Genomic DNA, 24,497 nt, shown 5'->3' with positions numbered 1-24,497 from the left:
CTCAATTGTGACTCTAGTGACTATATATGAAACCTATAGATATGAAGTCTCTAATAAATTACGTAGCTTTGAAAATTTTGGGAGGGAGCGACTACCTGCTGAACGCCCTAGAGGAGTACTTGGTCAACGGAGAGGGACCGGCGATCGTTGCGCACAAGTACAACATATCAAAACATCAGCTCAGAGGCTACGCCCAGAGGATCATTGAGAAGAGCGGAAGCGAGCTTAGAGCCAAGAAGGTCATACCGATACTCAAGGAGATATCAAAGGACGTTAAACCGGTTGTAGTTAGAGACGAGAACGGCGTATACACTTGTTCAGTGTGCCACACAGTGGTAGCCAAGGAAGACGCTGAGGAGCACGTAAGGAAGTACCATAAGGACGTCCTTACGCTTACAATCGCAAGGATGGAAGAAAAGCTTGATGAAATAAGGGCTAAAAAGGTTAAGCCAGTAATATTTACTTCTGCAAGTTAAAAACAAGTTTTTAAATAGTAGATAGATTTTTGCGTTCCTTTTTTTTGACTTTCAGAAGTATAACCTATTTATTTGCGTTTCGACCTATTCTTACTAGGTTGTTATGCGAAAGGTGATTAGCGTTAGACTGAAAGAAGACGTATTAAGGGAAATAGATGAAAAGTGTCAAGCACTAGGTGTGGACAGTAGGACTGAGTTCATAAAAAAAGCTCTGGAATACTTCGTTCAAACTAGGAAGAAGTTTTAAGGCAGTCCTTCAACATTCTCTATATTTAGAAAAACGTAAATTTCATTTTGTTGATAGTTTTTAAATGAGTTGTCCGCCTTTTGAGTGAGATGAAAATAGTCTTAGCTTACTCGGGTGGTTTAGACACAACAGTAGCCATAAGGTGGTTGAAGGAAACCTTCAACGCTGACGTTGTGACAGTCAGTGTAGATGTGGGACAGAGTGACGATTTTAAGAAGCTCGAAGAAAGGGCGTACCTTGCAGGCGCAGTTAAGCACTACACTATTGACGCAAAGGAAGAGTTTGCAAAAAGGTTCATTGCACAAGACGTTATAATGAACGGTTTATACGAGGACGTTTACCCATTGTCAACCGCCTTAGCAAGGCCACTAATCGCCGAGAAGATTGTGGAGGTGGCCAAGAAGGAGGTAACAGAATACGTGGCGCACGGTTCCACCTCAAAGGGGAACGACCAAGTTAGGTTTGACCTCGCCATAAAGGCCACAATGCCCAACGCGAAGATAATCGCGCCAGCTAGGATATGGAAGATGACGAGGGAGGACGAGGTAAAGTACGCTAGAGAGAGGGGCATCCCGATCAAGGTGGAGAGCACAAAGTACAGCATTGACGAGAACTTGTGGGGGAGGAGCATAGAGGGGGACGAAATTGCCGACCCTAGCGTCGAGGTACCAGAAGAGGCCTTCGAGTGGACGAGGAGGGTAAAGCAGGGCAAGTTGAGGTTATCGGTCGAGTTCGACCGCGGAATTCCGACTAGGGTAAACGGGGAGAAGATGTCGCTCGTGGAATTAGTGAAGTTCCTAAACAGCGAAGTTGGTAAGTACGGGTTTGGAAGGGTTGAACACTTAGAGAACAGGATAGTCGGTTTCAAGTCCAGGGAAAACTACGAGGTTCCAGCTGCCCTCGTCCTCATATCTGCCCACAAGGACCTCGAGAAGACAGCGTACACCCCCCTTGAGCTGAGGTTCAAGAAGGTCGCCGACGCCCAGTGGGCTGACTTAGTTTACCAAGGGCTGTGGTACGAACCGCTCAGGGAGACCCTTCAGTTGGTTGGAGAGCAGATGAACAAGTGGGTTTCAGGCGAAGTAAAGGTAGAGATTGAAGGAAACGGAATGAGGATCCTTGGGAGGGATTCAAAGTACTCCCCATACTCCGACAAGATTGCGAGCTACAACAAGGGCTGGTACCCAACTGACGAGATGGCGAGGGGGTTCATAGAAATATGGGGACTGCAATCCCTGCTGACGAGGCAAGTGAGGTACGGCTAGGATGCTGTACAGGAAGTGGGGGTCAAAGGAAGACGCTGTAATTAAGTACACCTCCTCCGTTGACTCAGACCACGCTATCCTGGAACAAGTCAAGGAAGTCATGGAGGCCCACGTCGTAGAGCTGTACCTGGACGGAGTCATAAGCAAAAAGACCGCAAGGGACATACTGTTTGCCGTAAAGGAATTCAAGGAAATAAAGCAAGGTTACGAGGACGTACACGAGGCACTTGAGGATCACATCCTTACCAAGGTAGGGGAGGAAGGCGGATGGGTCGGGATGGGGAGATCCAGGAACGACCACGTCGCTACTGCATTGAGGTTGAAAATGAGGGAGGAGATCCTTGAGATCCTTGAGGGCCTACTGGAGTTGAGGAAAGTTGTCTTGAATAAGGCAATGGAACACAAGATCACTTTGTTCCCTTCCTTTACTCACCTTCAACCCGCCCAGCCCACCACCTTCGCCCACTACCTCATGTACGTGGAGGAGGAGATAAGCTCTAGGTGGGGAGTCATCTTTAGCGTACTTAAGACGTTGAACAGGTCCCCACTAGGGTCTGGGGCAATCGTAGGTACTAACGTTAAGCTCAACAGGAAGAGGGAGGCGGAAATGTTGGGCTTTGACGGGGTAATCGTTAACACCATAAGCGCCACGTCGTCTAGGGCAGACATGATCTCGGCAATAGCGGAACTAACGACCCTCATGGTGTCCCTTAGCAGGGTAGCTGAGGACTTGATATTCCTCTCCTCCTCCTTCGTGGGGTACTTAAGGCTACCAGACTCACAGGTAAGTACCAGTAGCTTGATGCCGCAGAAGAGGAACGCAGTTACCATGGAAGTCTTAAGGGCAAAGGGAGGCGAGTGCGTGGGAACTCTAACCTCCATCATGGCCATGTATAAGGGGCTTCCTTCAGGTTACGACTTAGACCTACAAGAGATGAACGCATACTACTGGAAGTGCACCTCCATCGTCAAGGCCACGATAGAAGTCCTCAAAGACCTCTTCCAAGGTATCCAGGTGGTCAAGAAGGACTTAGATAGTTCTACGTTGGCAACTGACGAAGCTGAAAGGTTGGCCTTAAATGGAAAACCTTATAGGCAGGCTTACTTTGAGGTTAAGGAAATGGTTCTCAGCGATAAGTTTACAAGTAAGATAACCCCTGAGGAATCGGTGAAGCTCAAGGCAGTCACCGGTTCTCCGAACCCCCAAATCTTGGAGGAAGACCTTAAGGACGCCATCGCCAGACTCGAGAGGGACTCGAAGTCCTTGGACGACTACGAGAACTTGATCCTGAGCAAAATTGGTCAGCTTAGGGTGGTGGAAGATGACGTTATGCAAGAGGGGCTATAAGGGTTACCTCTACTTGGAGGACGGGACTTTAATAGAGGGATGCGGCTTCGGGGCAAGGGGAGTGAGGGCGGGGGAGGTGGTCTTTACAACATCAATGAACGGCTATCCAGAGAGCCTCACTGACCCCTCCTACAAGGGACAGGTACTGGTAATCACCCACCCCCTTGTGGGAAACTACGGCGTGCCAAAGAAGGAGTACGAAAACGGTATTCTGAAGAACTTCGAGTCAGAGAGGATACAAGTGGAGGGACTAGTGGTGACAGAGGAGACAGATCCCAACAAGTGGAACTCATCCAAGTCCCTCCATGAGTGGCTACAAGAGGAGGGAGTCCCTGGACTCTCTAACGTTGACACGAGGATGATAGTTAAGAGGGTGAGAACCAAGGGGACTATGATGGGGGTCATAACCAGTGGATACGAATTGGAGAACCCACAGAGGTTCTTGGAGAAGAAGTACGACGAGATCGACTTCACCCAGTTCACCTCCCCCAAGTCACCTATAGTGCACCCAAATAACGGAAAGACGATCGTACTAGTGGACTGTGGCATAAAGCACGGCATACTTTACGAGCTCTACTCCAGGGGCTTCACAATCGTAAGGGTTCCATGTAACTTCTCTGCTGACCAGATTATGGACTACATGCCCGATGGAGTGGTGTTTGGCAACGGTCCCGGGAACCCCAACCTAAAGCTAGAGCTAGTTAACGCCGTAAGGGAGGTGCTGGAGTACAAGCTTCCCGTAATGGGTATCTGCCTAGGTCATCAGGCTGTTACCTTGGCCCTCGGCGGGAAAGTGAGGAAAATGAAGTACGGGCATAGGGCGATCAATAAGCCCGTAGTTGACTTGACAGACAACAAGTGCTACATCTCTACTCATAACCACGGTTACGGGGTATACAAGGAGGACGTACCCTCCTCGATGAAGCCGTGGTTCTACAACCCCGACGACGGGGTTATAGAAGGTATGTACCACGAGAAGTTGCCCATCATCACGACCCAGTTCCACCCAGAGGCCCGGCCGGGGCCAAACGACGTAACATGGGTCTTTGATAAGTTCAAGAAGATGGTGAGGTAAAGTGGTGGAGAAGGTACTAGTCATCGGGTCTGGTCCAATAAAGATAGCCGAGGCAGCGGAGTTCGACTACAGCGGTAGTCAAGCGCTTAAGGCACTAAAGGAGGAGGGAATTTCGACTATCCTCTTAAACTCCAACGTGGCTACGGTACAGACAAGCTACAAAATAGCCGACAAGATATACATGCAACCTGTTACGTGGTGGTCGGCTGAAAGGGTAATAGAGCAAGAAAGGCCAGATGCGATAATGATAGGCTTTGGAGGGCAGACCGCCCTCAACGTAGGGGTAGACCTATACAAGAGGGGCATCTTCCAGAAGTACGGAGTGAAGGTATTGGGAACGCCAATTGAAGGGATAGAGAGGGCACTGAGCAGGGAGAAGTTCAGGGAGACCATGATTCAAGTGGGTCTCCCAGTCCCACCTTCACTCTCCGCGAGGTCCGAGGAAGAGGCGCTAAAGAAAGCCAAGGAAATAGGCTACCCCGTCATGGTAAGAGTAAGCTTTAACTTGGGCGGTAGGGGTTCCATAGTAGCCTGGGACGAGGAGACGCTCAAGAAGAACATTGGGAGGGCCCTCTCGCAAAGCTACATCCACGAGGTGCTAATAGAGAAGTACCTCCACCACTGGAAGGAACTGGAGTACGAGGTAATGAGGGACAAGAAGGGAAACTCCGCGGTAATAGCGTGCATAGAGAACTTGGATCCCATGGGCGTCCACACCGGGGAGTCCACGGTAATAGCCCCCTGCCAGACCTTGGACAACTACGAGTTCCAGAAGATGAGGACGCAGAGCGTAGAGGTAGCGAAGTCCATTGACTTGATAGGCGAATGCAACGTCCAGTTCGCGTTAGATCCAAAGAGCTATAACAGCTACGTCATAGAGACCAACCCAAGGATGTCTAGGTCAAGCGCCCTCGCGAGTAAGGCAACTGGTTACCCACTGGCTTACGTCTCCGCTAAGCTCGCCCTCGGCTACACGCTGGAGGAGGTAATAAACAAGGTCTCCGGCTCCACGTGTGCCTGCTTCGAGCCGAGCCTAGACTACGTAGTCATTAAGATACCTAGGTGGGACCTTCAGAAGTTTGAAGAAGTGGAAAACAGCCTAGCCTCTGAGATGAAAAGCGTAGGAGAAGTAATGAGCATAGGGAGGTCATTCGAGGAGGCGATCCAGAAGGCGATAAGGATGCTGGACATAGGCGAACCCGGTCTAGTAGGAGGAAGGGTCTACAACTCTTACACGACTAAGCAGGAGATGTTGGAGAAGCTGAAGAACAGGTACCCCTACTGGTTCCTGTACGCCGCAAAGGCTTTCCAGCTAGGGGCCACGGTGGACGAAGTTTACGAAGTAACTGGGGTTGACAAGTTCTTCCTCGAGAAGATTAGAAAGGTAGTGGAGTTCTACGAAGGCCTCAAGAAGCACAAGGCCCTCACCAAGGACATCCTAGAGGAGGCAAAGAGGTTGGGCCTTAGCGACGAGCAGATAGCCCAAGCATTATCTGCGAGGCCAGAAGACGTAACCAAGAAGAGGCTAGAGCTGAACCTGTTGCCAAAGGTAAAGCAGATAGACACGTTGGCTGGAGAGTGGCCCGCTGTCACCAACTACTTGTATCTAACGTATAGTGGACAAGAAGACGACATAGAGTTCTCAGAGTCCCCCAATAAGCTACTCGTGATAGGAGCGGGAGGGTTCAGGATAGGCGTGTCAGTTGAGTTCGACTGGGGAGTTGTGTCGTTACACGACGCCGCCTCCAAGTACTTTGACGAGGTCGCCATACTGAACTACAACCCCGAGACGGTGTCAACTGACTGGGACGTTGCAAAGAAGCTGTACTTTGACGAAATTTCCGTGGAGAGGATAATAGACTTAATCAAGAAGGAGAAGTTCAGGTACGTCGCCACCTTCTCTGCAGGCCAAATAGGCAACTCCATAGCCAAGTCCCTAGAGGACAACGGAATACAACTCTTCGGTACTGCAGGGAGGAGCGTTGACGTTGCGGAGGATAGGGAAAAGTTCTCTGCCCTCCTGGACAAGTTAGGCCTCGGGCAACCTCCCTGGACCTCAGCTAGGTCAATGGAGGAGGTGAAGAAGTTCGTGGACTCAGTAGGTTACCCCGTGATAATAAGGCCAAGTTACGTGTTAAGCGGTTCAGCTATGGCGATTGCCTACAACGAGAGCGAGCTGATAGAGTTCCTAGGTAAAGCTAAGGTGTCCACTAAGTACCCTGTGGTCGTCTCAAAGTTCCTTGATAACGCCATCGAGGCAGAGATAGACGCAATAAGCGACGGGAAGGGAGCAATAGGCACTGTGCTGGAGCACGTTGAGGAGGCGGGGGTTCACAGCGGAGACGCCACAATGTCAATACCCTATAGGCAGTTGAGGGATGACGTGGTAAGGGAGATGAAGGAATCCGCCTTAAGGCTGGCTAGGGAAATAGGGATTAAAGGTCCCTTCAACCTCCAGTTCGTGGTAAAGGACAACTACCCCTACATAATAGAGCTGAACTTGAGGGCAAGTAGGTCAATGCCCTTTACCAGTAAGGCGAAGGGGGTTAACTTAATAGAGAAGGCAGTAGACGGTATATTCAAGGGACTAGGGTTAGACGAGTTCTACGACCCGCCTTCAAAGGCATGGGCAGTGAAGTCGCCACAGTTCTCCTGGGCTCAGCTCAAGGGAGCTTACCCGTTCCTTGGACCCGAGATGAGGAGCACCGGGGAAGCGGCGTCCTTTGGCTTTACCTTCCACGAGGCGTTACTGAAGAGCTGGCTCTCGTCCTCTCCAAATAAGACGCCATCTCAGGGAAAGGTGGCAATAGTCTACGGGAAGGGGAACAAGGACTACTTAAAAGCCACTGCAGAGAACCTCTCAAAGGTAGGGCTAGAGGTACATACCCTCTCCAGCTTCGAAGCTGACGGCTTTGAAGGGAAGAGCGAAAAAGACTTGATAAAGGAGATCACCTCAGGAAAGGTGGACATAGTGGTGACCAACGGTTACTTAAAGGGAGTCGACTACGAGTTGAGGAGGACTGCCGTAGACTACAACGTGCCCATAGTCCTCAACGCGAGGCTTGGCTACGAGCTCTCAAGGTCGTTTGCCTTGCCATCCCTCACCTTTTACGAGATGAGAGCTTATGGAGGTGGTGTGTGATTAAAGTAGCCTTAGTAGTAGACATAATAAGGCAAGAAGAAAAGTTAATTGTAAAGGCCCTAAATGACCACCAGATACCCTACGACATAATTAACGTAGGACAAGAGGCACTACCGTTCAACAAGGCCTTGAGCAGGTACGACGTCGGGATAATAAGATCAGTGAGCATGTATAGGTCCTTATACGCAGCGGCGGTACTAGAGGGGGCTAACGTCCACACAATAAACTCGACGGAGGTAATCACGGTTGCAGGGGACAAGATACTTACCTACTCGAAGCTGTTCAAGGAAGGCATCCCAATACCAGATTCCATTATAGCCATGTCCCCAGACGCCACGCTAAAGGCATACGAGCAAATGGGCTACCCGCTAATTGACAAACCCCCAATAGGTAGCTGGGGTAGGATGGTATCGCTGATCAGGGACATATTCGAGGGAAAGACCATCATAGAGCACAGGGAGATGATGGGTAACTCGGCCCTCAAGGTCCACATAGTCCAGGAGTACGTCAAGTGGAAGGACAGGGACATAAGGTGTATAGTGATGGGCAAGGAGTTGCTCGGCTGTTACGCGAGGAACATACCCCAGAACGAGTGGAGAGCTAATGTAGCCCTAGGGGGTAGCCCCTCAAAAATTGAGGTGGACGACAAGTTGAGGGAGATAGCCCTAAAGGCGTCGTCAGTGGTAAAGGGGGAGTTCATCTCCATAGACGTCCTAGAGCACCCCAAGAAGGGCTACATTATAAACGAACTGAACGACGTGCCGGAGTTTAAGGGCTTCATGCTAGCTACTGGAATAAACGTCCCAGAAAAACTCGTGGAGTACCTAAAGTCAAACTTTTCCTAAACTAGCCAAGAACACGTCGTGCCTGCTCTCCTCCAGGATTTTCCTCAGTTGGTCTATTTTTTGCCTCAACCCTGGGACCAAGGACTTAGGGTACTCCATCTTCCAGAGGTTCTCGTAAATCACGTCCATGTACTCTAGGATACGTTCTGCCTCCTTCACCCCATCCCCCTTTCTGAGCTTCTCTAGCAGGGTCCTCCTCATTTCCCCAACCGCGTCTGCTATCCCAGTTATGTAGTATATGTCCGGTATACCCAGGTCGTTGGGTAGCCTAAGCTCCACGTCAAAGTAGAAGGAAAGCACTATCGACGCCTCAGCCAATTCCTGGAATGCAGTTCCCACGTCTCCATAGAGGAGCTCTGGGTAGTTGGAGACTATCTGCTCGATTTCCCTTGCCTTGTTCATCGCCTCTTGGAACTTCTTCAAGGCCTCATCCCTTTTCTGTCTGTGGGCTAGGGAAATAGTCTCCCCGCAGAGCCTTATTAGCTCCCTAGACTTCAGGAGGAGCTGTTCCCTACTGTCAGACCTAGCGGAGAGCTTTGGCTCAATGCCATTCAAGTAGTCGACTATTTTGGCTACGTCCATAGGTATATAGGGAGGCGTGTAAATAAAAATTAAACGTGAGAAATGTACTTATACTCCTTAAACAGTATAAGTGTCTATGATAAAACGCGTAACCGTGGTAGGCGCTGGGCTAATAGGTTCAGGTTGGGCAACCCTTCTCGCAAGCAAAGGGTACGAGGTTACTTTCTACACTGAGAAGAAGGAAACGCTTGACAAGGGGATAGCGAAGGTCAAAGGGTACTTGGACGTCATGAAGAACTTGGGACTAGTGGAGAAGCCCTCAGAGGAATACATGAAGAACGTAAAGCCAACCACTAACCTCGACGAGGCAATAAACGGAGCAGATTACGTAATAGAGGCGGTTATAGAGGACTACGACGTCAAGAAGAAGCTGTTCTCCTACTTGGACGAAAAACTAGGTAAGGAAGTGGTGTTGGGCAGTTCTACCTCTGGCCTGCTAATGACGGAAATACAGAAGGCGATGAGGAGGTACCCTGAGAGGGGGATCATAGTACACCCCTGGAATCCACCCCACCTATTACCCCTAGTCGAGATTGTCCCCGGCGAGAAGACCTCCCAGACCGCGATAGACGTGAGCAAGGAGTTCATGGAGTACCTGGACAGGGTCGTTGTGGTCCTCAAGAAAGAGGTGCCAGGCTTCATTGGCAACAGGCTGGCCTTTGCCCTCTTTAGGGAAGCTGTTTACCTCGTTGACGAGGGAGTGGCGACTGTGGAGGACATAGATAAGGTCATGACGGCAGCAATAGGCCTAAGGTGGGCGTTCATGGGTCCCTTCTTAACTTACCACCTTGGCGGAGGTGAGGGAGGACTGGAGTACTTCTTCAGCAGGGGATTTGGCTATGGAGCAAACGAGTGGATGCACACCCTCGCTAAGTACGACAAGTTCCCCTACACTGGGGTAGTGAAGGCAATACAGCAGATGAAGGATTACCAATTCGTTAAGGGAAAGACGTTCCAAGAGTTATCGAAGTGGAGGGACGAAAAACTGTTCAAAGTGTACAAGTTGGTCTGGGGGGAGAAAACAGGAAAATGACTTTTTTTCCTTTTACTCTTCTTTGAACTCCAGGATTCCTAGGTTCTCTAGTAGACCCGAATCCGTGACGTCGAACAGTATCGCGTCCTCTTCTCCAGTATTTACATGACTGTGCACAGCGTTTGCTGGAACCACGAAGACGTCGCCCTCTTCCCAGTAATACTTCTCCCCGTCAATTACGGAGTATCCCTTTCCCTTAACTACTAGATATATTGAAGCCATGTTGTGGGAGTGGGGCTTAGTGCTCATCCCCTTCTGGATGTATTGAAAGCCAGCCATCATTGTTGGGGTGAGACCCCTAGACCTCCCAGTCGATGGGGAGTACAGCATGATCTTGGCAACTCCCTTCTCCACCTTCCCCTCCTCAGCTATTACTCTGAGGAGCTTTACCACCTTGTCGAATTTAATAACCTTCGGTTTTACTTTCTCTGGAGGTGTGGTGTACTCCATGAAAGTTACTACCTTTAGGTCATCTTCTTCTATCTCCTGGACTAGATCCTTTACTTTTTCAGTGAACTCCTTTTGTCTGTCCACTCTTTTAAGGGACTGCATTATGTTTATATGGTATAAGTAGTTTAAAAAGGTGATTGTATGTATATACAGTGTTATATTAAAGAAGGAGACAAAATTTGCGTAGAAATATGCGGTAAAATAATTTGCGATCCAGAGACGGTCAAGGACTACGGCGCGCTTTGCGAGAAGTGTAACAAGGGAGACAGGAACTCGTGCCAGGATATGATGACGCGTTTTGGTTGCTGGAGTACCACTGGTTGGTGGCTCTGATCGGCTCTAACGGCTTATCAACGCTGTTATTAAAACCGTTACCACCCCAGCTATGAATATAATCACTCCAGAGACGAGCTTTTCCTTCAAGTCCCCCTCGTAAAGCACCCCTAGAACGAATAGTGAGGCCAAGGAAGCCCCTACGCCCAACATAACACTTCGTGTGTAGGTGTAAACTAAAATTGGTATTAGTCCCAAGAAAGGTGAGGCACCGTGAAGCAACGCAGAGAGCACTATGGTGGACTTCATCCCGTACTCGTATATTGTGCCGTCTAGTTTTCTCATCATTTGCCTTTCCAAATCCCTGAACTCCTTTTCCCTCTCCTTTGCCTCTACCACTAGGGCGTTCCACGTGGAAGAGATCGCTATAGCTATGATTCCGCTAGCCACAGACAAAAATATGTCTTGAGGGAGTATCTTGACTGCACTGCTAGATATTAGTATCCCAGTTGCCAAAAGTATGCCGTCGAACGCCCCAAGGATGGTGTACCTCCTTAAGACGGACTTATCGTATTTAACTGAGTACCTTAGACCTTGGATTACCTTCTCCAGCAACCCCGTTACGCTCCTCCTTATACTGATTCGTTTTAAATATTAGTGTTTTGTAGTTTACTATGAACCATGAACAAGGTATTACTTCTTGGCCTAGGGGTCTTAATCTTAGTGCTCACCTTTGCTGGCGTTTACCTTGCATCGGGATACAAGACCACCCTGACGATATCCACGATTTCTACTATCCCTCAAGATGGTAACTACGTCCTAGAGGTCAAGGTGATAATGAACTACGGTCCGTTTGGCGGAGAGTCTCCGCTGACTAACGCCGTAGTGTGGGTAAAGGGAGCTAACGGCTCTTTCTACCAGAACTACACTAACTCAGACGGCATAGCGACCTTTTACTTACCTCCAGGCAGCTACACGGTGGAAATAACCCAGCTTGGACACTACACTGTGCACGTGGAGTTAAACGCCAACAAGGAAGTCACGTTAAATTACGCCTATCTCTACGAATAAAACGTTTTAATCCCTTTTCCTTTACATTTTACTATGAGCGTTAAGATAGACGTCGTAAGGATAGACATACCAGAGGGAACTAACGTAATATTGGGTCAATCACATTTCATAAAAACTGTTGAGGACTTATACGAGACCCTAGCTTCTTCTTCTCCCTCCCTAAAGTTCGGACTGGCGTTTTCCGAGGCAAGTGGTAAAAGGCTCATAAGGTGGGACGGGAACGACCAAGAGCTCGTAAAGTTGGCCATAGAGAACTTGAAGAAGATATCCGCGGGGCACACCTTCATAGTGTACTTGAAAAACGGCTATCCAATTAACGTGTTGAACAGGATAAAGTCTGTGGAAGAGGTTATCCGGATATTCGCAGCTACCGCAAACCCATTACAAGTACTTGTAGCTGAGACGGACCAAGGGAGAGGAATAATAGGGGTAGTCGACGGCTACACTCCTCTAGGCGTCGAGGGAGAGGCGGACATAAAGGAGAGGAAGGAGATCCTCAGGAAGTTTGGATATAAGAGATAGTGCCTCGTCCATTAGTTTATCCGAGACTTCCACCTTGTTTTTCAGGAAATTTATGAGGGAAGCGCATACTAGGATTAGGGCGTGAAGGTAGTCCTTTTCTTCCCCCTTTGCCCTCTTCCACTTTTCCTCGAGAATCTCGTGGGCCTCCCAAAACCTACACTGGTAGAAAAGCTCCGAGAACTTGCCGTTGACGTTGTTCGCGTCCATAACGAAGAGGGGTTCACCTAGCACTGCAACGACCTTCTGCGGGTCATCCATCACGTCTATTTCAGTAAACTTGCATTTCCTGACGTCAATTACTCTTACTCCCTCCAGTTTCTCTACATCAATTGGAGGGTAAAAAAGAATGTAGCGATTAGGCATGTTTATATCCTGAGATTGAGAGAATATAATTAATGAGCAAGGAAGCAACTCTGTATAGAAAAGAGAACGGCAGAGTTAGGTGCTTAGCCTGCGCTAGGAGGTGCCTTATAGGCGAGGGACAAACTGGCTTCTGCGGAGTGAGGACTGTGAGAAACGGAAAGCTCTACTTAGACGTTTACGGAAAGGTGGCAGCGGCCCACGTGGACCCAATAGAGAAGAAGCCTTTAGTCCACTTCAACCCTGGGTCCAAAGTATTCTCTTTCTCCACCTATGGGTGTAACTGGATGTGCATGTACTGCCAGAACTACGACATAAGCCAAAGGAGAAAGGCTGAGGGAACCGAACTAACCCCAGAGGAAATAGTGGAGATGGCGATATCCTACGAGAGCGAGGGAATCACGTACACATACAATGAGCCTGCAATTTTTGCTGAATTCGCTCACGACGTTGGAGTGATCGCAAGGAAAAAAGGACTCTTCAACACCATGGTTACAAATGGCTATTGGACACCAGAGCTAGTGGGCTATGTGACTGAGTTCCTTGACGCAGCAACAGTAGACTTCAAGGGTAACGGGGAGCCAAAGTTCATGAAGAGGTATACTGGAGCGTCAGGGCCGGAGCCGATCTTGGAGACAATCGAGGACCTGCACAAAAGGGGTATACACGTGGAGATAACTGACCTAATTGTCCCGCAGATAGGAGACAGCCTAGAGTACGCCAAGGTTCTGTTGAAAAAGATATACGATATTCTTGGTCCAGACGTCCCCATACACTTCCTAAGATTTCACCCTGACTACAAGCTGAACTACCTACCTTGGACCCCGGTTGAAACACTTGAGGCCCACTACAAGCTGGCCAAGGAGATGGGCTTCAAGTTCCCCTACATTGGCAACGTGCCTGGACACCCGTTTGAGAACACCTATTGCCCTAACTGCGGGAGAATGGTCATAAGAAGGTATGGGTTCCAGATACTTGAGTGGTACCTTACTGACGACATGAGGTGTAAGTACTGTGGGTATAGGCTCCCCATAAAGGGGAAGCTGTCAAAACACGCATTTGACGACAGGTTTGAGCCTGTGTTTATATAAAAAGATAGCTCACTTGCCTTGAAAGTTGGGCTTCCTCTTCTCCAAAAACGCGTTTACCCCCTCCTTCTGGTCGTTGGTGGAGAACACGAATCCCCACCCCAAGCTCTCCATGTTTAAGCCGTCCAATAGGGGGGCGTCGTTACCATACAGCACAACGCTCTTCAGTATCGAGAGTATTATGGGAGACTTCTCCATTAATTTCTGGGCGAACTTAATCGTTTCCTCCTCAAGTTTTTCCTTTGGGACTACCTTGTTGAGCAGACCAATCCTCTCTGCCTCTTGTGCGGTTATCCTGTCGCCTGTCATCATCATTTCCAAGGCCTTTGTCTTCCCAACGAGTCTCACCAATCTCTGCGTCCCTCCAAATCCGGGGTATATGCCCAAGTTTATCTCAGGGAGGCCGAGCATTGCGTCCTCTGAGGCAATCCTGAAGTCGCAGGCCATCGCAAGTTCCAGTCCACCTCCCAGAGCGTAGCCGTTTATCATGGCAATGGTGGGCTTTGGTACCCTCTCTATGTAGTCCATAAGTTCTCTGCCCTTCTTGGCAAACACCCACGCTCCAGTTGGCGTGAGTTCCTTGAACTGGGAAATGTCTGCGCCTGCTGAGAACGCCTTTCCCCTCCCGGTAATCAGTATGACCTTTACCTCGTTGTCTTCTTCATAGTTTTTAATTGTTATCCATAATTCTTGAATCATGTCCATATTTATCGCGTTTAACCTATCAGACCTGTTTAGAAAAATCCATCCAATGCCATTGTCTTTTTTGATATCTACGGTCTCCATGTGTAGATATCTCTACGAAAAGATATTTAAAATAACGCTTTAATTCTGGTACTCGGTAATATTAATCATGCAAGGGCTGGAAAAAGGAAATATACTAACTTCTTTGACCTCTGCAGTGCCCATGGTCGGAGGCCCTGTTGTGGGATTCCTGCTTGGAAGAAAGCTCAGGGACTTTGAGGAATCCCTGCCGTATCTGCTTATTTCCCTTCCGCTCTTCGTAATATCCTCTTCTCTAGTTTCCTTCTTCTTTATCAGAAGCTATCTCTACTTGGTACTCATATACTCAGCCATCTCGCCAGTTTTAGTGAACTACTTGACCTCCAGGAAATACGAGAACATGACCATAAACGTAAACGAATACTACATCGAGATCAAGTTCGACCTGCCAGTGGACATGGAGAACTTTAGCGACCCCAACGAGGTATTCGAAAAGTTACTCCACAAAGCCTTGAAGAAGATGAGGAACCCGTACTACTACTACAAGTTAAAGTCTTCCGGTTCATGTTCCAGCCTAAAGATTTCCCTTTCTGAGGACAAGATGGTGCTGAGGAAGAGATGTGGTGATCTAATCATTGAGATAGAGATAAATAATAAGAAAATAGCCAACATGAAGGTGTCAATTTCTTATTAACCAAGAACAACCTTCTTTTCTCCCGTTCTCCACGTAAGTTATTAAGTGAAAGAAGGAGAGTAATTTTACCAGGAAAGAGCGTTTTCACTTAACACAGAGGGAAAATTCCTTAGTTGGCTTGAAAGAATCCTAAATAATACTCATTAGCTTGAGGATTATGATAGTTATAAGGAGGACGGCCAAGTATGGGGAGGAAACCTTAAACGAAGTCCACGCCTCCTCGGCATTTGGATTCCTCACGAGTCTAACGCTAAAGTACATGAGTACTGTGGACATAACAGCGGACACAATTAAGTAGGTAGTTCCAAGGTAAAAGTACAAGCCCAGAGCGAAGGGTATCATTAAGGCATTCGAGATGGCTATCATCTTGGCTGAGAAGTTCTCCGGCATAATTACAGGGAGCATCGGTATTCCAGCTTTTGCGTAGTCCTCCTTATACTTTAGGGCAAGGGACCAGAAGTGCCCTGGAGTCCACATAAATATAAGGAAGCCCAGTAGGAAGGAAGCGAGGTCAAACTTGTCTACCATGGCTGCGTACCCTGCCCACGCTGCAGCGCTTCCCGCAAATCCTCCAATAACTATGTTAATGGGAGATCTAGGCTTTAGCCAAACTGTGTAAACCAGGATGTAGATTAGCCCTCCCAGTAGAATGAAGAACGAAGTCAGAGGGTTGGCTATTAGCCCAATAGCCGTACCTAAAAGCAACATGATTGAACCTACCACTATTGCCTCCTTTTTATTCACATAGCCCATTACTGTAGGTCTCCTCGAAGTCCTCTTCATTACCTTGTCCTTCTCTATTTCTATTCCCTCGTTTACGATCATCGATCCCCCTGAAGCTAGTGTACCCCCTATCAAAACTGCTGCGAGGTCCAACGGTAAAATTCTACCAGCTAGGAATGCACCTGCCAGAGCTGCTAAGTCTAGTAGCCATATTATTCTAGGCTTACTTAACTTCGCATAATAGATTAACTTTGGCGTAAAACCCAGAGCCATCTTCTCGTGTTTAATTTCTATCCTGAGAATAAAAATTTTTTACAAGACGCTTCACTACATTGTCATTATTATAATCTCATATTAACTTTCCTTGAACTCAGTTATGCTACCGGAAATAAAATTAACCATGGATTACAGTAGTTCAGCCCCGTTGATTATCAAGGATAGGTCGCTAAGGGCTCCGTAGGCGGCGTTTAACGGACCTGCTCCAGGTCCGATAATAGTGACCTTCTGGACATCAGTCTCCACTTGGAGTGCGTTGTTCACCCCATCGACGCTGTATAGCTCGTCCCCTTGCCTAATCATCTCTGGACTAACCTTGATTAGGTTCCTGTCTGCATAGGCCACTAGCTTTACCTTTGAGTTTTCCCTCTTAGCCCTTTCTATGTCCTCTTTAGTTATCCCCTTAATGCCAGTGAACTTCACGTAGTTAATTGTTACCCTGGACTTCAAGTACACGTTAGCAAGAATTGCTAGCTTCGCTGCAGCGTCGAAACCGTTAACGTCCAGCTCTGGATTCGCTTCCGCATATCCCTTTGCCTGTGCCTCTTTTAATGCCTCCTCGTAGCTAAGCCCCTCGTGCATTTTGGTCAATATATAGTTGGTGGTCCCGTTGAGTATCCCCCTAAGCCTTATTGTCTGCACGTAGGGCATGACCCTCGCTAAGTTTATTGAGGGCGTTCCGCTCATGACAGTCGCTTGAAAGCCCACCTTAGCATTATGTCTTTTAGCGGTGTCCATTATCTCCTGGAACTTCAAGGCCAAGGGAGACTTGTTGGTGGTGACCACATGTATTCCTTGGCTTAACGCCCTCAAGTACAAGCTAAGCGACGGCTCTCCGTCCCTGTAGTTGGCCACGCTCATGTCCACCACTACGTTAGGCTTTACCTCCTCCAAAGCTTCTAATGCGGTTAATCTCTTCTCCGTCACAAACTCCTCCGCGTCCCTAAACATAGCCCCCCTACTAGTAACTATGGCCGAAATTGTTGCGTTTACCTTTTTCTCGTGTAACAACTTCCGAAACGCCTTTCCCACGTTACCATATCCCACGAGCATTAGCCTCAAGTTATTACGACCTCGTGAACAATTTTACCCCCTATCTTAGATAAAAGGTTAGATGTGATCTTGACAGCCTCTGCAACCAGTTCGTAGCTTACATTTGGCACTCCAGCTCCTATTACTAGGACGTCCTTAGTGCTTAGGTCGACGCTAGTCAAAACGGAGTCCCTGTGGGGATAGATATGCATTACCCTCCCTTCACCATCAACAAGAATGGGTATCCCCTTCTCCACCTTTTCTGTGGCCTTTTTGCCTATTCCAAGGAACTCCTCGTCTCCCCTAGATATAACCAAGGAGGGCTCCCCCTTTATCTTTGCCAAGTCGTATATTCCTATTGGTACCAGCGTCTTAGCACTACCAATGTTCCCTGCGTCCACTATATCGTTTATTCTCGGAAGTTTCCCGTTCCTCGCAATCCTCCTCCTTAAGGCCTCTCCGCTAGGCCTAACCTTAGTTGGGTCCACACCAATCCTCCAGTAGAAGTTCCTATAAGCCCTCACAACGGGGTCGTTCCTCAGCGAGTCGGGGTCTTGTCCCGAGAACTCCTCCTCTATCCTTCTGATCTCTTCCTCTAAGTTGCCCTGCCCGTTCCTCAAACCCAGAACTTCGGTGTAGGCTATGAAAATTCCCATCTCTCTGCATTCCTTTGAGACCGTTACTCTCATCTTACCTCATAAGAAATAAGTAGCCTGGACTTTTTAACGCCTCTTATTTGTGAAAGCTTCGAGTTAAGATTTACAAGTTCGCTCCTAGTTCCCCTTACAGCTATCGCCTCCATGCAGTCCCTCTCATTCAAGTGGAGGTGCATAGTGGAGATTATTTTGTCTAGGTACTCGTGCTGGAGTTCTAGGAAGTCCCAGGAGGCTTCGTGCTCGTCGTACACCACATTTATTATACCGTATACCACCGCATTGTCCTTTTCGTTCTCGTCCAGGAAGTTCCTCAACGCTATTTGGAAGATCTTTGACCTATCCCCTATCGCATTCTTCTCCATGAACTTATTCAGCTCTTGTACCAGCTCTTTTGGCAGTGACACACTAAGTTTTTCAACGTTCATATGCTATATTTTGTCGGTGAAGCTTTTAAAATGCATGAGCTATTGGCAGAGGCAGAGAGAGAAGGAGCGTCGTTCGCCGACTTGAGGTATTACAAGGTAAAGGAGGTATCCCTAGTTGTGAGTGAGAGCAGGAAGTACGTCCCAGTTAACGGGGTAGAGGAGGGATACTCTCTAAGGGTACTCTACAACGGTAACTGGGGCTACTCCAGCTTTGTGTCTGGGGGGAAGGAGATGGTTAAGAACGCGATCGACAGCGCGGTCGGGGACTCAAGGGCCAACATAGTCTTCCTGCCTTCAAAGAAGGACGAGGTCAAGGTAAAGGAGAGGAAGCCCCTGACTAAGTCAATAGAGGAAGTGGCGAAGGACTTGTCTATGCTGAAGGATGAGCTGATGAGGGACCAGAGGGTGAAGTCGGTCAACGTAAGGTACTACAATGACGTTTTCCACAAGGAGTACTTCAGTAGCGAGGAGAGGGAGATCATCCAGGAGTACTCCCTTTCCGGGATATACGTGACGGTAATAGCTAGGGAGGCAGACAGGGTTGCCTCAGCCTTTATTGGTAAGTCCACTACCTTGGGCTACCCGCTGGAGGTGTTTGACGCCAACGAGGTCGTCTCCACGATTAGGAGGAGGATTGAGAACCAGCTGAAGGGAGTCATCCCCAAGGCCGGGACTTACGAGACAGTCCTCGCCCCAGATGTAGTAGGGGTCTTCTCCCACGAGGCTCTAGGCCACTTAGCTGAGGCAGACTTGGCGACAAACGGGATACTGGAGCCCTTAAAGGGAAAGAGGATAGCCCCAGAGTTCGTCAGCGTCTCCGACTCCCCTTCCCTCCCCTACGATATGGCAATTGGGATCACCCCATACGACGATGAGGGAGTGGAGGGCAGAGAGGTGAAAATCATAGAAAAGGGGGTAGTTAAGGAGTTCATGACTGATAGGTATTACTCCGCCTATCTGGGACAGAAGCCCACGGGAAACGCTAGGGCCGAGAGCTTCAGGACACCAGTGCTAATTAGGATGAGGAATACCTTCATGTACCCGGGCGACTGGAAACTGGATGAGATGGTCAAGGAAGTGAAGGAGGGGTACCTCTTGTCCTCCCCCTTGGGCGGTCAGACAAGCCCAGACGGCTCTTTCCAGTTTGGGATACAGGAGGGGTATAGGATAGAGAACGGGGAGGTAAAGGAGCCCCTTAGAAACGTTGGTATCTCCGGCTACACCTTAGAGACGCTCAACAGCATATCGGCGGTATCTAAGGAGTTCGACGTTTGGCCAGGCTTCTGCGGTAAAGGTGGACAAAGCGTCCCCGTGGGCACTGGTGGCCCGTACATTAAGGTAAAGATAAAGGTGGGAGGAGTTGCTTGACAAGGTAATCTCAAAGGCAAAAAACCTAGGCTTCTCAGCGGAGCTATTTTACGTCAAGAGGAGGGAGTTCTCAATAAGGATAGAAAGACAATACTCTTCCAAGGACCTCTTCGAGGAAGGATACGGACTAAGGGTGTTCAAGGAAGGGAAGATGGGTTTTGCCTTTTCCACCAGACCAAGCGAGAGCCTAATAGAGAACGCCATAAGCTCGTGGAAGGTCTCGGAGGAGGACGAAGCAAATCAGATCCCCCTTCCCTCTAAGGTAAACTACTTGCCGCTCGCCAAGGAATTCGATCTAAGGGAGGTAACGCTGAAGTACGTGGAGACTCTGAGGGAGCTCTACGAGTCGGTAAACGTGATAACGATCCACTCTGAGGCCTACGAGAGCACGGTGGGCTTGGTAAACACGGAGGGCCTTCAGGTGGAAGAGAGGAGAAAGGGAATTAGCGTAGTGGTAATGGCCAACAACAAGGAAGGGACCAACGTATCGCCGGAGATCGTGGAGTACAAGTCTTTCAGAGACCCTTCCACGGACGTCGGTGACTTAATTGAGGAGGTAAAGGCCAAGGTTGACGTGACCAAGAACAGGGAGAAGATTAAAGGAAAGGTCGACGCTCTGATACTTACGCCAAAGGCAGTTGCGGAGCTAGTTTTCCCTCTCTTATCTCACGCCGTTAGCAGGGAAAACCAGTTCAGGGGGAAGAGTCCCTTAAGGCAGGGAATGCAGGTAAACGAAGGCCTTAAGGTAGTTGACGACCCGACCCTCCAAGACTCCTTGTACTCTAGGTCGTTCGACGGAGAAGGGCAGGGGTCTAGGATTAACGTGGTAATAGACAAGAAAGTAAAGGGATTCCTCAGCAATTGGTTCTGGGCACTGAAGTCCAAGAGCGAGCACACGGCCTCAGCTTCCAGGAGCTACCTCACTACTCCTGGGATATCTCCCTCAAACCTCGTCATAGAGCACAAGGACCTTCTAGAAAGCAGAGAGAACTACCTCGTAGTAGATCAAGTTCAGGGAGTCCACACGAGCAACTTCGACACGGGAGAGTTCAGCGTAACCGCCCCAGTAGCGTGGTTCTCCAAGGACATGAAAGGAGTAAGAGACGTCATAATCACCGGTAACCTTGTTGACTTACTGAGGGGTATAGAGGCAGAAGGAAAGAAAAGAAAGCTAGTAGACAATGTAATGTCTGGAGATCTTCTAATAAGGGGATTGCACGTCTCCTAATCAGTAATTAAATTTAATATTTCTTTTCTTCAATAAGGATTTATGTTCTCTCATATACTCGTAGCTTATGACGGTTCGGACAACTCAAAGAGAGCGCTAGACGTCGCCATAGAACTGGCTTCAAAGTACTCGGCTAAGCTGGACATTGTGGAGGTCGTTGACTCGACGATTTTTGCTGGTGCGGGTATTGCCCCAGTCCCTGCAGAAGTGATTGAGAGCGTCTACAACAAGGCTAAGGGCGACGTGGAGGAGGCAAAGAAGCAGGCAGCCTCCAAGGGGGTAAACGCCAATGGAGAAGTACTTGAAGGGGACCCCGCTGGGGCAATCCTCGACTATGCGACTAAAAACAAGGTTGACCTTATAGTCACAGGGAGCAGAGGTCTTTCTACATTTAAGAGGCTCCTATTAGGTAGCGTGTCCACTAGGATTGTCCAGGAGGCCAAGATACCGGTACTCGTTGTAAAGTAATTTTTTAGTTACCTCTTTTCATTTTACCATATGAGAGTAGTTGTAGTTGGGAGCGGGCCCGCGGGACTTTACGCAGCAATAACAGCCTGCTCACATGCTAAGGTGACGCTAATAGAAAAAGACGAAAAGCTTGGGGGGACTTGCGTCCTCTACGGCTGTATACCCTCCAAGGCGATGCTCCACCCTGGGGTAATTGCGTATCAGCTTGGAAGGCTTGGCAGAAAGGTCGAGTTCTCCTTTGAGGATGCTAAAATGTTAGCGAAGGACGCCATTAACAGGCTGTCAAAGGGAGTTGAGGCGACCTTGGAGAGCTACGGCGTAGAGGTTGTACACGGCTTAGCCTCCCTTAGCTCTGGTAAAATAAACGTGGGAGGGCAGAGCATGGAGGCAGACTCTGTAGTGCTAGCCCTTGGTACCGAGAAGCCCAGCGTTAAGGGAACAATAGCCTCAGACAACATTCCCTACTTAGATGGACAGTTTAACGTGGTAGGGCTAATAGGCGGAGGAGTTGGGGGAGTCGAGTACGGATGGCTTTTTAAGATGCTGGGAAAGGAAGTTCACATATTTGAAAAGGAGAACAGGCTATTGCCCTACTTAGACGAAGACTTAAGATCCGAGGTCACCAAGTATTTCCAGAGACTTGGGGTAAAGTTGCACCTAGGCGACTTAGCGAAGGTAGATGAGAAGAAGGTCTTGTTCGGGAATGAGACTGTTAACGTGGACCTAGTAGTATTCACGTTCGGGAGAAGGCCTTCCTTGAAGGGGTTCGAGGGAACGTTCTCTGGCTGGATAAAAACAGACGAGAGGATGTACACCGGAGTGGGCAACATATATGCGGCAGGTGACGTAACTGGGAGCTTTACGGCACACGAGGCAATACACAAGGGGATAATAGCAGGGAAGAACGCTATAGGCCTTAAGGAAAAGTACGTGGGCGAGATGGTACCCAAAGTCATCTATACTGAGCCCCAGATAGCGTATGTCGGTAAAATGGAGGGCCAATGCGTCAGGGTGAACATGGCTGAAAACCCTAGGGCCATAGCCGAGAAGGAGACGGAGGGCTTCGTAAAGGTCTGTCAAAAAGAAGGAAGGATCACTGGAGCAGTGGCCTTCAGTGAGAGAGCGGAGGAAATAGTGACGATAGCGTCGGTACTGTCCAAAATGCCTCTTTCAGAGGCAAAGGAGTTCTTCGCCCCCCACCCCTCTTACCTTGAGTCGCTCTGGGAGGCCCTAAGAAGACTCCAGCCTTAAGACGTCCTCCACTTCAAATATACCGCAGTCAGTTATTAACCTTCCGTAGTTGTCCACGAATAGGGCCTCGCACTCCTTTGCGAAGTCCCTGCCGTAGATTTTCACCTTCTCGTCCTTTATGGACAAATAGCGGTTGACCTCTTCTATCGCTTCCTTGTCCCCTATCTTTAGGTACTCGTCAATGGACTTAACGAGCTCGAGCAGGAGTTCGTCGTTGTTGAACTCCTTTCCCGTCTCGAGGAAGAGTGAAGTCGCGGAAATCCCTTGAGGAAAAGCGGTAACGTTAGTGTTAACTCCAGTGCCTATGAAAATCGTGGAGGTCTCACCTTGAGCTATCGCCTCCACGAGGACTCCTGAGATCTTCTTCTTGTTAACCACTATGTCGTTTGGCCACCTTATCCTTGCATCTACATACTTGCCTAAGACTTGCCTTATGGCAAGGGAGGACTTCAAGGTAGCCATTGGCACTTGACTCGGGAGGAAATTGTACTTGACGTAGGTAAACCAGAGGCCTCCCTTTGGCGAATACCACTCCCTTCCGTGCCTACCCCTAGCCTTGGTCTGCTCCTCTGCAACTACTATGTACTCGGAATAGAGCAGGGAGTACACTGCTTCCGCAAAATCCTGGGTCGAGGTGACCTTGTCCAGCTTAATTACCAACATATTTCTCTATATCCTCCATCTCCTTAATAATTGACATCCCAGACGCCTTCCTTGCCCTATTCATGATTGCCAATCCTATCCCAGCCTCGGGAAATGACTGTAGAACGCCAAGGTCCACGTCCAACGTATCTAATTTCCTAAACGACGCGAACAGGTTCTTCGCCACCTCGTACAAGTTCTTCTCGCTACCCAGGATTATCTTAGGGTCGTCGAACATGGGAGCCATCTCGGTTGAGCACAGCACGGCCACCTTGTACTTCTTCCTCAGCGCCTCCACCACTTCCCTGAAAATTGACATATTTTCTACTAAGAGCATCTTTTTCCTAGGAGCATAGTGCTTGTACTTCATGCCCGGGGCCAAGGCAACCTTAAACCCGCCAGTCCTTATCTCCTCGGGGACAACTATCTTGCCAAATAGCTTCTCCAGCTCCTCCACCGTGAACGGCCCTGGCCTAAGTAGGACTGGTGGGTCAACAGTGACGTTAATTATAGTGGACTCCACTCCAAAGAACGTCTCCCCGCCGTCAATTATAACGTCTACCTTGTCGTCTAAGTCATCTATTACGTCCTCAGCTCTTGTGGGGCTAGGTCTTGTAGCCAAGTTGGCGCTTGGGGCTGCTATAGGAACGCCACTTTCCCTTATCAGCTGGAGGGCTATGGGATGGGCAGGCATCCTTACTGCCACAGTGTCAAGGCCTCCAGTGGTCTCCTTTGGGACTTTATCGGTCTTAGGTAAGACAAAGGTTAGGGGTCCTGGCCATACCTTCTGAGCCACCTCAAGCACGTGGTCAGGTATGCCCCTTGCTACCTCGAAGAGCTGGTCTAGGTCGGAAATGTGGACTATTAGGGGGTTATCCATGGGCCTGTTCTTCGCCTTGAAAACCTTTACTGCAGCCTCTGGGTTGAAGGCGTTCCCACCGAGCCCGTAAACTGTTTCAGTGGGGAATGCTACTAAACCTCCCTTCTTTATGACCTCTGCAGCTATCCTTATCTTGTCGATTTCAGGATTCAAAGGGTCTACCTTAATTATCATAAACTAAAGGAGAATCCTATTAGACTTTATTTTTATCCACAAACCATAAAGCTCGCTGTTCCATGTTGATAAAAGCTGAGGGGTGATTGATGAGGTGATCTCTGATCGATGTGATGAACAAATGAAAAATTTCCATTTTTCCTAGATACAGAATTGACGATTACAGAGAGCGTATTTACC

27 protein-coding genes are annotated in these 24,497 nt (G+C 48.8%); 16 read left to right on the top strand and 11 right to left on the bottom strand.

The features are described 5' to 3' along the window. Positions 1-26: 26 nt before the first annotated feature. The 7 genes from MPF33_03765 (at position 27) to lysX (ending at position 8,398) form a co-directional block, all read left to right on the top strand. Positions 27-476 carry a hypothetical protein gene (locus tag MPF33_03765; GenBank protein MCI2414358.1) on the top strand — a complete coding sequence of 150 codons (450 nt, stop codon included), beginning with the start codon at positions 27-29 and terminating at the stop codon, positions 474-476. 103 nt (positions 477-579) lie between these two features. Beyond that, complete coding sequence (locus MPF33_03760) at positions 580-723, top strand: ribbon-helix-helix domain-containing protein (protein MCI2414357.1); 144 nt, start codon at positions 580-582, stop codon at positions 721-723. Positions 724-812: 89 nt separating this feature from the next. Further along, positions 813-1,988 (top strand): argininosuccinate synthase, encoded by a 1,176-nt coding sequence (locus MPF33_03755; GenBank protein MCI2414356.1) that lies wholly within the window; start codon positions 813-815, stop codon positions 1,986-1,988. A gap of 1 nt (position 1,989) precedes the next feature. Then, complete coding sequence (argH, locus tag MPF33_03750) at positions 1,990-3,336, top strand: argininosuccinate lyase (GenBank protein MCI2414355.1); 1,347 nt, start codon at positions 1,990-1,992, stop codon at positions 3,334-3,336. Continuing rightward, a complete protein-coding gene (carA, locus tag MPF33_03745; GenBank protein ID MCI2414354.1) occupies positions 3,311-4,411 on the top strand; it encodes a glutamine-hydrolyzing carbamoyl-phosphate synthase small subunit in 1,101 nt (366 codons plus the stop codon). Before argH ends, carA begins: the two co-directional genes overlap by 26 nt. A 1-nt stretch (position 4,412) precedes the next feature. Continuing rightward, on the top strand, positions 4,413-7,553 hold the full coding sequence (carB, locus tag MPF33_03740; protein ID MCI2414353.1) for a carbamoyl-phosphate synthase (glutamine-hydrolyzing) large subunit: 3,141 nt from the start codon (positions 4,413-4,415) through the stop codon (positions 7,551-7,553). Then, complete coding sequence (gene lysX / locus MPF33_03735) at positions 7,553-8,398, top strand: lysine biosynthesis protein LysX (GenBank protein MCI2414352.1); 846 nt, start codon at positions 7,553-7,555, stop codon at positions 8,396-8,398. Before carB ends, lysX begins: the two co-directional genes overlap by 1 nt. Here lysX and MPF33_03730 read toward each other — a convergent pair. Next, positions 8,384-8,980, bottom strand: coding sequence for a haloacid dehalogenase (locus tag MPF33_03730; GenBank protein ID MCI2414351.1), 597 nt, complete (start codon positions 8,978-8,980; stop codon positions 8,384-8,386). The two genes, lysX and MPF33_03730, sit on opposite strands and share 15 nt — an antisense overlap. Before the next feature lie 76 nt (positions 8,981-9,056). On the opposite strand from MPF33_03730, the gene MPF33_03725 reads away from it, so the two are divergent. Beyond that, entirely contained in the window at positions 9,057-10,013 is a 957-nt protein-coding gene (locus MPF33_03725; GenBank protein ID MCI2414350.1) for a 3-hydroxyacyl-CoA dehydrogenase family protein, read from the top strand. A gap of 12 nt (positions 10,014-10,025) precedes the next feature. On the opposite strand, the gene MPF33_03720 is transcribed toward MPF33_03725, so the two are convergent. Both MPF33_03720 and MPF33_03715 read right to left on the bottom strand, forming a co-directional pair. Continuing rightward, complete coding sequence (locus MPF33_03720) at positions 10,026-10,565, bottom strand: cupin domain-containing protein (protein ID MCI2414349.1); 540 nt, start codon at positions 10,563-10,565, stop codon at positions 10,026-10,028. Between the two features lie 237 nt (positions 10,566-10,802). Continuing rightward, a complete protein-coding gene (locus tag MPF33_03715) occupies positions 10,803-11,351 on the bottom strand; it encodes a hypothetical protein (protein MCI2414348.1) in 549 nt (182 codons plus the stop codon). A 66-nt stretch (positions 11,352-11,417) separates the two neighbouring features. On the opposite strand from MPF33_03715, the gene MPF33_03710 reads away from it, so the two are divergent. Both MPF33_03710 and MPF33_03705 read left to right on the top strand, forming a co-directional pair. Beyond that, positions 11,418-11,807: a carboxypeptidase-like regulatory domain-containing protein gene (locus tag MPF33_03710; GenBank protein ID MCI2414347.1), complete on the top strand. Its 390-nt coding sequence runs from the start codon at positions 11,418-11,420 to the stop codon at positions 11,805-11,807. Between the two features lie 33 nt (positions 11,808-11,840). Next, positions 11,841-12,329 carry an adenosine-specific kinase gene (locus MPF33_03705; protein ID MCI2414346.1) on the top strand — a complete coding sequence of 163 codons (489 nt, stop codon included), beginning with the start codon at positions 11,841-11,843 and terminating at the stop codon, positions 12,327-12,329. On the opposite strand, the gene MPF33_03700 is transcribed toward MPF33_03705, so the two are convergent. Next, the gene (locus MPF33_03700; protein MCI2414345.1) at positions 12,258-12,692 is read right to left on the bottom strand and encodes a DUF309 domain-containing protein; all 435 of its coding nucleotides are present in this window, start codon (positions 12,690-12,692) and stop codon (positions 12,258-12,260) included. The two genes, MPF33_03705 and MPF33_03700, sit on opposite strands and share 72 nt — an antisense overlap. Before the next feature lie 32 nt (positions 12,693-12,724). Here MPF33_03700 and amrS point away from each other — a divergent pair, with 32 nt between their 5' ends. Then, positions 12,725-13,780: an AmmeMemoRadiSam system radical SAM enzyme gene (amrS, locus tag MPF33_03695; GenBank protein ID MCI2414344.1), complete on the top strand. Its 1,056-nt coding sequence runs from the start codon at positions 12,725-12,727 to the stop codon at positions 13,778-13,780. Positions 13,781-13,789: 9 nt separating this feature from the next. On the opposite strand, the gene MPF33_03690 is transcribed toward amrS, so the two are convergent. Beyond that, a complete protein-coding gene (locus tag MPF33_03690) occupies positions 13,790-14,563 on the bottom strand; it encodes an enoyl-CoA hydratase-related protein (protein MCI2414343.1) in 774 nt (257 codons plus the stop codon). Positions 14,564-14,630: 67 nt separating this feature from the next. Between MPF33_03690 and MPF33_03685 the strand changes: the two genes are divergently transcribed. Continuing rightward, positions 14,631-15,194 carry a hypothetical protein gene (locus MPF33_03685; GenBank protein ID MCI2414342.1) on the top strand — a complete coding sequence of 188 codons (564 nt, stop codon included), beginning with the start codon at positions 14,631-14,633 and terminating at the stop codon, positions 15,192-15,194. A 129-nt stretch (positions 15,195-15,323) separates the two neighbouring features. Here MPF33_03685 and cyoE read toward each other — a convergent pair whose 3' ends face one another. The 4 genes from cyoE to MPF33_03665 all read right to left on the bottom strand — a co-directional run bounded on the left by cyoE (position 15,324) and on the right by MPF33_03665 (position 18,306). Further along, positions 15,324-16,190, bottom strand: coding sequence for a heme o synthase (gene cyoE, locus MPF33_03680; GenBank protein MCI2414341.1), 867 nt, complete (start codon positions 16,188-16,190; stop codon positions 15,324-15,326). Between the two features lie 132 nt (positions 16,191-16,322). Beyond that, positions 16,323-17,255 carry a homoserine dehydrogenase gene (locus tag MPF33_03675; protein MCI2414340.1) on the bottom strand — a complete coding sequence of 311 codons (933 nt, stop codon included), beginning with the start codon at positions 17,253-17,255 and terminating at the stop codon, positions 16,323-16,325. Further along, positions 17,252-17,914: a hypothetical protein gene (locus tag MPF33_03670; protein MCI2414339.1), complete on the bottom strand. Its 663-nt coding sequence runs from the start codon at positions 17,912-17,914 to the stop codon at positions 17,252-17,254. Before MPF33_03670 ends, MPF33_03675 begins: the two co-directional genes overlap by 4 nt. Then, complete coding sequence (locus MPF33_03665) at positions 17,911-18,306, bottom strand: CopG family ribbon-helix-helix protein (GenBank protein MCI2414338.1); 396 nt, start codon at positions 18,304-18,306, stop codon at positions 17,911-17,913. The genes MPF33_03670 and MPF33_03665 overlap by 4 nt, the downstream gene beginning before the upstream one ends. Before the next feature lie 30 nt (positions 18,307-18,336). Here MPF33_03665 and MPF33_03660 point away from each other — a divergent pair, with 30 nt between their 5' ends. Genes MPF33_03660 through MPF33_03645 form a run of 4 tightly spaced genes read left to right on the top strand, consistent with a single transcriptional unit; the run spans position 18,337 to position 22,621 of the window. Beyond that, positions 18,337-19,674 carry a TldD/PmbA family protein gene (locus tag MPF33_03660; protein ID MCI2414337.1) on the top strand — a complete coding sequence of 446 codons (1,338 nt, stop codon included), beginning with the start codon at positions 18,337-18,339 and terminating at the stop codon, positions 19,672-19,674. Continuing rightward, a complete protein-coding gene (locus tag MPF33_03655) occupies positions 19,667-20,902 on the top strand; it encodes a TldD/PmbA family protein (GenBank protein MCI2414336.1) in 1,236 nt (411 codons plus the stop codon). Before MPF33_03660 ends, MPF33_03655 begins: the two co-directional genes overlap by 8 nt. Positions 20,903-20,944: 42 nt before the next feature. Next, positions 20,945-21,370 carry a universal stress protein gene (locus tag MPF33_03650; GenBank protein ID MCI2414335.1) on the top strand — a complete coding sequence of 142 codons (426 nt, stop codon included), beginning with the start codon at positions 20,945-20,947 and terminating at the stop codon, positions 21,368-21,370. Between the two features lie 30 nt (positions 21,371-21,400). Then, complete coding sequence (locus tag MPF33_03645; protein ID MCI2414334.1) at positions 21,401-22,621, top strand: NAD(P)/FAD-dependent oxidoreductase; 1,221 nt, start codon at positions 21,401-21,403, stop codon at positions 22,619-22,621. On the opposite strand, the gene MPF33_03640 is transcribed toward MPF33_03645, so the two are convergent. Both MPF33_03640 and MPF33_03635 read right to left on the bottom strand, forming a co-directional pair. Continuing rightward, positions 22,601-23,284 (bottom strand): biotin--[acetyl-CoA-carboxylase] ligase, encoded by a 684-nt coding sequence (locus MPF33_03640; protein MCI2414333.1) that lies wholly within the window; start codon positions 23,282-23,284, stop codon positions 22,601-22,603. The genes MPF33_03645 and MPF33_03640 overlap by 21 nt on opposite strands. Then, entirely contained in the window at positions 23,271-24,317 is a 1,047-nt protein-coding gene (locus MPF33_03635) for a threonylcarbamoyl-AMP synthase (GenBank protein MCI2414332.1), read from the bottom strand. The genes MPF33_03640 and MPF33_03635 overlap by 14 nt, the downstream gene beginning before the upstream one ends. Positions 24,318-24,497: the final 180 nt, after the last annotated feature.

The sequence above is a fragment of the Candidatus Aramenus sp. CH1 genome, from assembly GCA_022678445.1.
GTDB lineage: Archaea > Thermoproteota > Thermoprotei_A > Sulfolobales > Sulfolobaceae > Aramenus.
The sequence above is the reverse complement of the archived record's forward strand: the minus strand, read 5'-3'. Positions and strand labels throughout refer to the sequence as shown.

Excerpts from the sequence above, each read along its gene's own strand:
- MPF33_03765 (MCI2414358.1), top strand. The coding sequence starts at position 27 with ATGAAACCTATAGATATGAAGTCTCTAATAAATTACGTAGCTTTGAAA.
- MPF33_03760 (MCI2414357.1), top strand. The coding sequence starts at position 580 with ATGCGAAAGGTGATTAGCGTTAGACTGAAAGAAGACGTATTAAGGGAA.
- MPF33_03755 (MCI2414356.1), top strand. The coding sequence starts at position 813 with ATGAAAATAGTCTTAGCTTACTCGGGTGGTTTAGACACAACAGTAGCC.
- argH (MCI2414355.1), top strand. The coding sequence starts at position 1,990 with ATGCTGTACAGGAAGTGGGGGTCAAAGGAAGACGCTGTAATTAAGTAC.
- carA (MCI2414354.1), top strand. The coding sequence starts at position 3,311 with ATGACGTTATGCAAGAGGGGCTATAAGGGTTACCTCTACTTGGAGGAC.
- MPF33_03730 (MCI2414351.1), bottom strand. The coding sequence starts at position 8,980 with ATGGACGTAGCCAAAATAGTCGACTACTTGAATGGCATTGAGCCAAAG.
- MPF33_03725 (MCI2414350.1), top strand. The coding sequence starts at position 9,057 with ATGATAAAACGCGTAACCGTGGTAGGCGCTGGGCTAATAGGTTCAGGT.
- MPF33_03720 (MCI2414349.1), bottom strand. The coding sequence starts at position 10,565 with ATGCAGTCCCTTAAAAGAGTGGACAGACAAAAGGAGTTCACTGAAAAA.
- MPF33_03710 (MCI2414347.1), top strand. The coding sequence starts at position 11,418 with ATGAACAAGGTATTACTTCTTGGCCTAGGGGTCTTAATCTTAGTGCTC.
- MPF33_03705 (MCI2414346.1), top strand. The coding sequence starts at position 11,841 with ATGAGCGTTAAGATAGACGTCGTAAGGATAGACATACCAGAGGGAACT.
- MPF33_03700 (MCI2414345.1), bottom strand. The coding sequence starts at position 12,692 with ATGCCTAATCGCTACATTCTTTTTTACCCTCCAATTGATGTAGAGAAA.
- amrS (MCI2414344.1), top strand. The coding sequence starts at position 12,725 with ATGAGCAAGGAAGCAACTCTGTATAGAAAAGAGAACGGCAGAGTTAGG.
- MPF33_03690 (MCI2414343.1), bottom strand. The coding sequence starts at position 14,563 with ATGGAGACCGTAGATATCAAAAAAGACAATGGCATTGGATGGATTTTT.
- MPF33_03685 (MCI2414342.1), top strand. The coding sequence starts at position 14,631 with ATGCAAGGGCTGGAAAAAGGAAATATACTAACTTCTTTGACCTCTGCA.
- cyoE (MCI2414341.1), bottom strand. The coding sequence starts at position 16,190 with ATGGCTCTGGGTTTTACGCCAAAGTTAATCTATTATGCGAAGTTAAGT.
- MPF33_03670 (MCI2414339.1), bottom strand. The coding sequence starts at position 17,914 with ATGAGAGTAACGGTCTCAAAGGAATGCAGAGAGATGGGAATTTTCATA.
- MPF33_03665 (MCI2414338.1), bottom strand. The coding sequence starts at position 18,306 with ATGAACGTTGAAAAACTTAGTGTGTCACTGCCAAAAGAGCTGGTACAA.
- MPF33_03660 (MCI2414337.1), top strand. The coding sequence starts at position 18,337 with ATGCATGAGCTATTGGCAGAGGCAGAGAGAGAAGGAGCGTCGTTCGCC.
- MPF33_03650 (MCI2414335.1), top strand. The coding sequence starts at position 20,945 with ATGTTCTCTCATATACTCGTAGCTTATGACGGTTCGGACAACTCAAAG.
- MPF33_03645 (MCI2414334.1), top strand. The coding sequence starts at position 21,401 with ATGAGAGTAGTTGTAGTTGGGAGCGGGCCCGCGGGACTTTACGCAGCA.
- MPF33_03640 (MCI2414333.1), bottom strand. The coding sequence starts at position 23,284 with ATGTTGGTAATTAAGCTGGACAAGGTCACCTCGACCCAGGATTTTGCG.
- MPF33_03635 (MCI2414332.1), bottom strand. The coding sequence starts at position 24,317 with ATGATAATTAAGGTAGACCCTTTGAATCCTGAAATCGACAAGATAAGG.